This window comes from Parasphingorhabdus sp. (assembly GCF_036963705.1).
GTDB lineage: Bacteria > Pseudomonadota > Alphaproteobacteria > Sphingomonadales > Sphingomonadaceae > Parasphingorhabdus.
Genome location: NZ_JBALUT010000073.1, coordinates 3,336 through 12,985, shown reverse-complemented (window position 1 = coordinate 12,985; position 9,650 = coordinate 3,336). Strand labels below are relative to the sequence as shown.

At 52.8% G+C, this 9,650-nt stretch carries 8 protein-coding genes; 7 read left to right on the top strand and 1 reads right to left on the bottom strand.

What is annotated here, in order from left to right:
• The 6 genes from V7680_RS13235 to V7680_RS13210 form a co-directional block, all read left to right on the top strand.
• On the top strand, nt 1-315 hold a 315-nt coding region (locus V7680_RS13235; protein WP_335653737.1), incomplete at its 5' end, for a TraU family protein.
• Nucleotides 312-1,082 carry a type-F conjugative transfer system pilin assembly protein TrbC gene (gene trbC / locus V7680_RS13230; protein WP_100092276.1) on the top strand — a complete coding sequence of 257 codons (771 nt, stop codon included), beginning with the start codon at nt 312-314 and terminating at the stop codon, nt 1,080-1,082. The genes V7680_RS13235 and trbC, both read left to right, overlap by 4 nt.
• A gap of 3 nt (nt 1,083-1,085) precedes the next feature.
• Nucleotides 1,086-2,819 carry a conjugal transfer protein TraN gene (locus V7680_RS13225; protein ID WP_335653738.1) on the top strand — a complete coding sequence of 578 codons (1,734 nt, stop codon included), beginning with the start codon at nt 1,086-1,088 and terminating at the stop codon, nt 2,817-2,819.
• Nucleotides 2,816-3,691 (top strand): conjugal transfer protein TraF, encoded by an 876-nt coding sequence (locus V7680_RS13220; protein ID WP_335653736.1) that lies wholly within the window; start codon nt 2,816-2,818, stop codon nt 3,689-3,691. The genes V7680_RS13225 and V7680_RS13220 overlap by 4 nt, the downstream gene beginning before the upstream one ends.
• Nucleotides 3,681-5,111, top strand: coding sequence for a conjugal transfer protein TraH (locus V7680_RS13215; RefSeq protein ID WP_335653735.1), 1,431 nt, complete (start codon nt 3,681-3,683; stop codon nt 5,109-5,111). Before V7680_RS13220 ends, V7680_RS13215 begins: the two co-directional genes overlap by 11 nt.
• A 17-nt stretch (nt 5,112-5,128) precedes the next feature.
• A complete protein-coding gene (locus V7680_RS13210; RefSeq protein WP_335653734.1) occupies nt 5,129-7,834 on the top strand; it encodes a conjugal transfer protein TraG N-terminal domain-containing protein in 2,706 nt (901 codons plus the stop codon).
• Nucleotide 7,835: 1 nt separating this feature from the next.
• Here V7680_RS13210 and V7680_RS13205 read toward each other — a convergent pair whose 3' ends face one another.
• Nucleotides 7,836-8,051, bottom strand: coding sequence for a hypothetical protein (locus V7680_RS13205; protein WP_335653733.1), 216 nt, complete (start codon nt 8,049-8,051; stop codon nt 7,836-7,838).
• A gap of 887 nt (nt 8,052-8,938) precedes the next feature.
• Here V7680_RS13205 and V7680_RS15780 point away from each other — a divergent pair.
• Entirely contained in the window at nt 8,939-9,487 is a 549-nt protein-coding gene (locus V7680_RS15780) for an SH3 domain-containing protein (protein WP_442955045.1), read from the top strand.
• The last annotated feature ends 163 nt before the right edge of the window (nt 9,488-9,650 follow it).

Genomic DNA, 9,650 nt, shown 5'->3' with positions numbered 1-9,650 from the left:
GTGTCAGCGAGCATTGGCCATGTTCAAGCCTCGCGTCTCGTATTGTCGCGCTTTGCTTTCAAATTACACCGTCAACTGGTGTCCTGGGGAACCATGGGCAAAAAAGGCCTGTGCGGCAAATATCTCATGCCAATCATGCGCAAACAGCAATACCGCCTGCAGGCAACCAACCCCAACCCGGCAACAAAAGGCCGCTATGCCTGCCCGCCCATCGGAGCCTCCACCACCTTTCAATCTGCCGGACAGGTCATTCCCGCCATTGGCGAGGACATGGGCTATCTAGTCTGGCGCAAACGGAATTGCTGCGCATTATGAAGAACTTCGTTCTCTTTTCGGTTTTGTTCACGATCTCCGCGTCCACCGGTTTTGCCGCTGCGCAAAGCGTGAACTCGGACATACTCGATATTGAAGCCATACGGGCGTCCGCCAAAACCTATTCCGCCGAGGCAGAAGCACTGGCGGAAAATGTCCGTTTGCGCAGCGAAGATTTGCGTAGCGACGCCCGTCAGACACAAGACCAGGCGCGGGCTAATCACGAACGATATACGCAAACTGTCGAGCGGAAACATGCAAACAACAAAGAAAACAACATGGATGAAGTCTTCGATTTCGACCGGATGATTTCGGATCATGCAAAAATGGCTCAGGCCAAACTCGGTGACGCACCGCGTTTCATTGCCTTTGCAAGCTTGTCGATGCCGTCGCAGTCTTTGAAAAAACTCGTTCGCGACACATCGGCGGCAGGCGGGGTCACGGTGCTGCGTGGTTTCCCCGGTGGCAGCGCCAAACAGCTGACAAAAATGCTGACCGCTATGGCCTCGGACGGCGAGCAATTATCCGCGCTCGGTATTGATCCCAGACTATTCCGGGCGTTTGATATCAAGGCTGCGCCCAGTTTCGTAATGGCCTCATCCGATTTTACGCTCTGCGATGGTTTCAATTGCACAGGCGCTGTCCCGCCCCATGACCGGATGACGGGCAATGTCAGCGTAGAATATGCGCTCGAAACATTTGCGGGCGGCGCTGGTCCCGGATCGCGTCTCGCCGCGCTGCACCTTGCCCGCCTGAAGAAGGAGCGCTGAGTGATGAAGTTTCTTAAATGCCTTGCCCTCGTTGTCACGGTCATCAGTTTCTCCGCCGGATCACCACTGGCGGCACAGGACCGCGAGGCGGCCAGGAAAGAAGGCAAAGCTTTTGCCAATCAACAACAGGGACGCGCCCGCGCAAATGCAAGCACGCAGCCCGATGCGGCGCGTGTTCCTGGATACACATCAAATCCTGCTGAGGCGGATTATGCCGATAATCCGGAACGCATTGAAGGCGATGCAAGGGCCGCAGCGCGCAGCCACGAGGGTATGAAAGCGATAAAGGACTCCAATGCCCGGCGCGCGAAGTTTGAGATAGATGAAATCAAAGCGGTCACTGCGCGGTCTAATTCGATCAACGAAGACCCACTTGCCTATACCAGCGGTATGGAAATTGGCGGGGCGGAAGGGCGCTGCGTTCCGCTACCGCCCTCTCCAGGATCGCCGGGCCGTTATACGGCTACCTGCAATAGCGGGGTGGCGCTGGAAGAAACAAACGAGAGTTGCAGCATCTATCTAAATGTAAGGGTCGAGCAGCGGACCCAATATCATTATCTGTGCAGCGATATCAGTCCTTACCAATTTGGCGGCGTCCCTTCTTGCGAGATATTTAACGCAAATGGATGCCGTAGGACCGGTATACGTCCAGGTCCATGTTTGCAATGGGGCGGAAACCGTGAACAGGATCGATATTGCGTTGAACCCGGCGAACCTTATGTCGAGATGAGTTGCAGCGCCCCTGTTCCAGGAGAAACGCCTTACGCGACCTCATCCGAAAATATTATTCAGGAAAACAAAAATGATGCCGCATGCCGAACTTTTGCCGAAGATGCAGATTGCGAACAGACAGCCGAGGCTTGCAGCGACAGCGACCCTGTAACCCGGATCATTAACGGTGTGACGGTTACAAAACCTTGCTGGGCATGGGAGCGGACCTATCAATGCTCTGCCCGGCGTGCTGCCAATGATTGCGAGGAATTGGACAATAATCCGGCTTGCCAGTTGCTGCGGCAAGATTGCCTGAGCGAAGATAATCCCTGTTCAACGATAGAGCGCGTTTATGATTGCCCGCTTCCGGATGCCGAGGGTTCTGGCAGCCAGTATATTTGCGACGGTGATGTTTATTGCATCGATGGATCATGCGAGACGATTGAGCGCGAAGCGAATGATGAGTTCAAGGATGCCGCTGTTGCCCTCCATGCAATGGACGATGCACGCGTACAATTTGATCCCGACACATTGACCCTTTTCAAAGGCGAGCGCGAGACGTGCGGCTCAAAAGTCTTCGGGGTGCTTAACTGCTGCAAGGGCAAAGGCTTTCCGCTCATTCCCGGCATTAGCCTGCTAGTTGCCCTCGGCTGCAACACTCAGGAAATTCTTCTTCATCAGCGCGATGCCAATGGGCTGTGCGCCTATGTCGGCAGCTATTGCTCGAAGAAAATTCTCGGCATCTGCATCACCAAGAAGAAAGCCTATTGCTGCTTCACTTCCAAATTATCGCGTATTCTGCAGGAACAAGGCCGCGCGCAGCTGCCCAAACCTTGGGCTCGGGCGAAAGACGAACAATGTCTTGGATTCACAATCGAGGAATTTGCGCAGCTTGATCTTTCAAAAATGGATTTTTCCGAAATTTACTCTGAATTTACCGAAGCTGCCCGCCTGCCTGACGAGCTCGAAGCAGCCAATGACATCCAGCAGAAAATTCAGAACTTCTACGAGAGATCAGGCCCATGAAAAACAATTTTACCCATAGGTTCCCACTGCCCTTGGCGCTCGGCGGCTTGGCCGTGCTTGTCCTTGCAATCATTTTTTTTATAGATGCGGCCATCAGTCCGGCATTTGCGCAAGGCGCTGCATCCAAGCCAATAAACCCAGCAACCTATGCGCCGCGAGCGAGTGCGGACGAACTTTACTGCGAGAAACGCAAACTGGGATACTGGTTCTATTGCAGCAAACCAAAGCCGCCTGAAACGGAATCGCTGCCGACAAAACCGCAGGCAAGCGCAAGCCAGCAACTCGATGCGGTCACAAAAGAACTGCGCGAGCTCAAAGCCAAAGCAATCCTCCAACCGACCCGCGAAAATGTTATCGCTTACATACGCTTCCAGCGCGAACAGCTTGACCGCGCGTCATTATTTTCAGACGTTTGGCAGCGCGCGATCTGGCAGCAACCGGATCTGGATTATACACTCGAGCGCCCGGTTTCGACGCTCGCGAAAAGACAGTGGCAGGATGCGCGCAGTGCATCGCGTGATACGGCGATGGCCAACCTCGGAAAGCGCTACGGTTTGTTTTACTTTTTTGCGCAGAGCTGTGGGGCCTGCGAGGTCATGTCGCCAATCGTAAAATCGGTTTCCACCCGCTGGAAACTGACGATCCGCGCGATCTCGACCGATGGCGGACCATCGCGGCATTTCCAGAATTACACGGTCGAGACGGGGCAACGCGCGCGGATGGGATTGAAGCCTAAAATCACCCCTGCCCTGGTGCTGTGGGACAGCGCGCAAAGCCGGGCCATTCCAATCGGCTACGGCATCATCTCTGCCGATGAACTGCAGGATCGTATTTATTTGCTCACATCAAAGGAAGCCGGACATGATTATTAAAAAAGCAATCGCTGCGATCACAGCTGCAAGTCTAATCATCGCTCCCTTATCTGCTAATGTCGGAGACAGCATGGACCGGTTCATGGATGATATGGGCGGCGCTGCCAATGTCACCGGACCCACGGCGTTCGAGGGTCAGTCAGCAGGCTATTATAGTCTCGGCAATGTCTGGACGCGCTTTCCCCAGAAGACGACCAATATTGCTAACTTGCAGCTCCCTTCTGCCAAGGCGGGCTGCGGCGGCATCGATATTTTCGCAGGTTCGTTTTCTTTCATCAACGCCAGTGAGATTGTCGCGATGCTCAAAGCCGTGGCGAACAACGCTGTCGGTTTTGCTTTCAGCCTCGCCATCGACACCGTGTGTCCGGAATGCTCAAAAATCATGCAGGAGTTCTCGCAAAAAGCGCAGCTCATGAACAATCTCAACATCAACAGCTGCGAAATGGCGCAGGGTTTGGTGGGCGGTATCTGGCCAAAGGGCGATCTAGCTGACAAGGCAATCTGCGAGGCGATTGGCAACTCAGAGGGCATATTCACAGATTATGCAGCCGCCAAACATGGTTGCGGTACCAAAGGCCAGCGCGATTCCACGAACGCCGGTGCTGGCAGTGATTACGCCGATGTAAATCCTGGCGTCGCGCGCAACTACACATGGCATACCCTCAAGAAATCCGCCTTCTTCAATCCTGGCGGCAGCTTTGACCGCGAACTCGCAGAATATGCGATGACGCTCATCGGGACTATTATATATGTACCGCCTAAAGACGCATCTCCTGGAAAATTTGTGCCGTTCGCCGGCGATGCCTCCTCGACATTAGTAACTGCATTGCTGGACGGCACATCAGGTCAGACCATCAAGGTCTTTGATTGCGATGAAGCCGATCAATGCCTCGATCCGGCGTTTCGCAATATGAGCCTTGCTAGCTCTAAAGCCATTCGCCCGCGCGTGGCCGCGCTGATCACCAGCATGGTCGAAGCTATTCGCGCCGACACGGCGATCGGCAATGCCGAAAAAGAATTGCTGCAGGTCGCCTCGGTGCCGCTCTATAAAATTCTAACCGTTCAAGCCGCCTATGGTCGCGGCATGCCTACCGATGACCGCGAGACACTCGCCGAAATTGCCTCAGTTGATCTGCTTTTTGCCGTGCTCGAACGTATCGTTGGTGAAGCCGGTCGCTCGATGTCAACCTTCATTGGCGCGGATGAGGCCAAGCTCACCATGTGGCAAGGTCAGATGAGCGAAGTGCGACGCGCATTGGCGAATAGACAAGCAAATAGTCAGGCCAAGGTCAGCGCTATCATGCAGATTATCGAGAAAACCGCGATGATTGAAAATATGCTCGCCGCTTCGATGTCACCATCAATGGCAGCAGCCCTTGATTGGTCGCGCGCGGTCCAGAACCGCTCGCTCACCCCATGAGCTGGAAACCCAAGTAGATGGTCGAGATATTCACAATTGGCGGCGGCGAATATATCGTCAATGTCCTCAATGCCGTTGCGGCATGGACCGGCGCGGGCGGATACAAAAGCCTGATTCAGGTCGCCATGGTCATCGGGCTTGCGCTGTCGGTGATCGTGGTCGCGTTCAATCAGGACTGGCGCGCTTGGCTCCATTGGTTTTTAGGCGCGACTCTGATTTATATGTGCCTGATGGTGCCGCGCCTTGATGTTCATGTCACCGATCGCATCAATCCATCATTGGCACCAGCCGAGGTAGCTAATGTGCCTTTGGGCCTTGCGCTTATGGCAAGCTTTACCAGTCAGGTTGGCGATTATCTGGTGCGCTCCTCCGAAACGGTGTTCGGGCTGCCCACCGATCTCGATTATTCCAAAAATGGAATGATCTATGGCTCGCGGCTCTTTGATGCGACGCGCAGTTTGCGTATTTCCGATCCTGAATTTGCCGCCAATCTCGACGAGCATTTCCGGCAATGCGTTTTCTATGATCTATTGCTCGGCCGCTATTCTATGAAGGAGTTGTCGGCAAGCGACGATATTTGGGCGGTAATTGCGCCGGGCAGCGCAGCGCACGCACAAAAGTTTCTGACCCGCAATCCCGATGACAGCGTCAGCGCCAATATCATAACCTGCCGCGCGGCCTATAATGATTTGAATTCCCAGTGGGTGGGTATGATCGATGAAATGGGGACTATCTTTGGCCGCCAGCTCTATCCCAAACAAACCGCAGCGCTAGCAAAAGCCAAGCTGTTTGCCGATTTGCCCATTGCGTATAGCTATTTGAGCGGGGTTTCCAAAAACGCCAGCGAGATCTTCCGGCAAGTGCTGACTATTAACGCGATGAAACAGGCAATGCACGGCATGGCAGGATCGAGCGGGACATCAAGCGTAGATGTGTTCGCGCAGACTCGCGCCGATATCCAGACCGAACGCACGTATAGTTCAATTGCCCAGAATGCGATGAAATGGGTTCCGATCCTTAATATCGTACTGACCGTAGTTTTCTATGCTTTGTTCCCGGTGCTGTTTCCGCTTTTCCTGATGCCAAAAACCGGACCAACGGCATTGCGGGGTTATATTACAGGCTTCTTCTATCTTGCCGCTTGGGGGCCATTGTTTGTTATATTGCACATGATCCTGATGTTCAAAGGCGCATCTGATGTTGGCGGGGCCGCCGGTGGGACTGGGCTAAGTCTGGCTAACTTCTCCGGCATGGTTGATGTGAATAATGATATCGGCGTCCTTGCCGGTTATCTGGTTGCCTCCATACCGTTTCTTGCTGGCGGTATCGCCAGAGGCGCGCTGGCAATCTCAGGCCAAGCGACTTCCTATCTCAATCCATCGCAAAATGCAGCAGAGGAAGCAGCGCGCGAAGCCAGCACTGGCAATGTGTCGCTTGGCAACAGCAATATTGAAAATTCGAGCGTGTTCTCGAAACAATTTGCCCAAGGCTCGATCGCGCCGAACATTTCCTATGGCGCTGCGCAGACACGCGGATTCAGTGCAAGCGGGACGCAAACCACGAGCTTTCCCGAAAATTCCTTTGATCAGGTTCCGAATTCTTCCTATCCATTCACACCAACATTAGGACAGGATTTCACCTCAAGGCTTTCCACCTTGGCATCGAGCAGCCGTTCACAAAGTGAGACATTTTCCAATCTTGCCCAGCAATCGACCAGCTCTGCAGTTACCCGGTTCAACGAACTCAGAAATACATACAGCCAGGGGAGTTCTTCTGAAACGGCGGTCGGGATCAACGAGAGCAACAGTGTCAACAAGGCGTTCAGCGAGGTGGATTCAGCGTCGAGAAACTTGCAGCAGCAATATGGCCTGTCGCGACGCGCCGCCGATGACATAACAGTATCATGGTTCCTGAACGGCGAAGGTGGTCTCGGCGTAAAAGGTGAGAAAGGAGCGCTAGGAGCGAACCTCGGACTCAAAGGTGGACGAAATCACAGCTGGACTGATAGTGATATCGGAATTGCTTCGGAAGACCGCAACCGGATCATGGGAAGCCTGAACCAGATTTCTGATAGCCGTAACTGGTCCAATACCCGCGATGGTTTTGTCCGCAGTGTCAGTTCCAGCAGCAGTTCCGCCATCTCCAGCAGCGCGTCGGGCCTGACCAGCTCACTTTCTGAAGCGCAAAGCTATACCGTCGAAGCGAGACGTGCAGAGGAGCTTGCCAGCCGCCTCGAAAACCAAGCGACATGGTATGAAACCAATAGTGCTGCCGGATCTTTGAACCTCAGCCAGACGTACCGTGAATGGGGTATGGCTGAAATGGAATCCAACCGAGATTTTTATGGCAATGCGCGGTTTGATGATGTGAACTTCCAGCTCAGTGCAGAAGGACAGGAGCTGCAAACGCGGTTTGTGGCAGGATATGCGGATCGGTTGCATGATGATATTGAAGATAAGCTGGCACTTCCCGAGTTTGCGCCGGTGCAAAGACCAAGCGTGGGCAGCGCCGATGCCGTAAGAGGTAGTGTTCCACTCGGAGGATCAGGAAGCGGGTCAGTGTCTGCGCCGCCTGATGTTGATGGTATTCGGGACGAAGTATCCGGCGCTCAATCGCGAGGCAGAAAACGGGTTGGGACGGTTCAAGATGCGCTACAGAAACGCACCCGCAATGCTCGCGGAGCTAGCGCTGAAGCAGCCGATGATGTTAAGGAATGGAAGTGATTTAGATTTGGATGAGACCATCGTAAATTGCGACAAATATTGCGAAAGCTAGGAAAGCTATGAAGAATATGATCAATCCAAAACGTCCCCAAGGATCACGCCAAGTCTTTTTCCAAGTATAAGCGGTCAACCTGTCCTCCGCGAGTGCACGATCAAGCTCCGATAAGCCGGGCCAGTTTTTTTCGTCAACAGATTGAGTCTTTTTATCCTCGGTCATTTTTCAGTCTCCAAGATCATGATTCACCCGGAACCAAGCCCCCTCTTCTCTTCAACCATAGCTGAAACGTCACGTGTCGTCATTTTGAAAATAACTGGTCAAAATCGGCCAATCTAATGTTCCAACTTGAGTTTGCAGCTAATGCCGTCATTATCTCCATTCATGAAGTTAAGATATCTACGGATGACACATGGGTTTGATTGAACTGCTACTACTGGGTTCGACTATTGTTAGCGCCGGACAATCGTTTGAATGCACGCCCACCCGTGTCTGGGATGGAGATGGTCCAATCTGGTGTGCAGAAGGTCCAAGGGTCAGACTTTCAGGCATTGCCGCACGGGAAATGGATGGAACTTGTTCGACTGGTCATCCCTGCCCCAAGGCAAGCGCCGAAGAAGCACGCGATGCCCTAGTGAGTTTGGTTGGAAAGCCTTCCGGTCGCTCAAGGGAGGGACATGTTCTGGTGTCTGGACCTACTTTAATCTGCCGGTCCGATGGCGGCGCCGGCGGCAAGCGCACTGCGGCATGGTGCGTATCGTCAAAGTCCGGAGATATATCTTGCGCGATGGTACAAGGCGGTTGGGCGCTCAAGTGGAATAAATATTGGAAGACGCACCGCTGTGGTGGATAATCAATCTCATTTTAAAACAAGATTGGCAAATTTCTTTTTTGGCGCGGAAGTTTGCTTTGTTGCTTGGATGATTGTCGGTTGGCCACTTTGGAGTTTAATTTCATCTTGGATGCAATGATCGATACGCCTTGCATGGCTATATTCGAAATGTTGTGGAATGCGGGAATGGAATTTGAAGTGGCTCATTAATTTTCGACGATTAGTTGCTGTCGGTAGAATAATGTAGATGCCGTTCTAGGGGGATATTTGACGCGGCATGGCAAAACCAGATCAAAACAACGGATGTGGATGGGCGATCGCCGTGGTTCTGGGACTGATTGTGCTTGGACAATGTTCGAAGGACGGATCAGGTGATCAATACTCTGACACTGAATCGACGCTATATGATCAGAATTCAGGAAACTCTGCCGAGAACTTAGCGATGTACGTGACCGCCGGATCGGTTAATTGCCGCTCCGGTCCGGGAACAAATTACGGAAAGCTTAGTTCTTTCTCGTATGCGGAAACAGTAACAGTCATTGAAACGCGGTCAGGTTGGTCAAAAACCGAGACCGCAGACTGTTGGATTGCTTCACGATTCCTTAGCGAGAATAAACCTGAACCCGCACCAATCGCGCAGCGCCCCAGATATTCATCGCCATCGCGGCTATTTGAAGCGCCGACGCAATCAGGTGGATCATGCGGGGCGAAATGGAAATGCGGCCAAATGAATAGCTGTAGCGAGGCGTATCACTATTTGAATGAATGCGGTCTGGGACGCTTGGATGGCGATTGCGACGGTGTTCCTTGTGAGAGCATTTGTTAGGAACAAACACCAGGTTTTCAGCGCGCTAATAGCCCAGCTCTGCAGGCATTCTCTAATATTGCTGAATTCGCGTTGAACATATGTTATCTATCCACCATCCAGATACTGAGCGGTGATCCGTAAAAAAATTCAATTTATGTTGGCCAAAGGACAATCCTCCATC

What these genes read in the sequence shown, in the direction of transcription:
- V7680_RS15780 (WP_442955045.1), top strand. Translation starts at nt 8,939, where the DNA reads ATGGCAAAACCAGATCAAAACAACGGATGTGGATGGGCGATCGCCGTG.
- V7680_RS13205 (WP_335653733.1), bottom strand. Translation starts at nt 8,051, where the DNA reads ATGACCGAGGATAAAAAGACTCAATCTGTTGACGAAAAAAACTGGCCC.
- V7680_RS13210 (WP_335653734.1), top strand. Translation starts at nt 5,129, where the DNA reads ATGGTCGAGATATTCACAATTGGCGGCGGCGAATATATCGTCAATGTC.
- trbC (WP_100092276.1), top strand. Translation starts at nt 312, where the DNA reads ATGAAGAACTTCGTTCTCTTTTCGGTTTTGTTCACGATCTCCGCGTCC.
- V7680_RS13220 (WP_335653736.1), top strand. Translation starts at nt 2,816, where the DNA reads ATGAAAAACAATTTTACCCATAGGTTCCCACTGCCCTTGGCGCTCGGC.
- V7680_RS13215 (WP_335653735.1), top strand. Translation starts at nt 3,681, where the DNA reads ATGATTATTAAAAAAGCAATCGCTGCGATCACAGCTGCAAGTCTAATC.
- V7680_RS13225 (WP_335653738.1), top strand. Translation starts at nt 1,086, where the DNA reads ATGAAGTTTCTTAAATGCCTTGCCCTCGTTGTCACGGTCATCAGTTTC.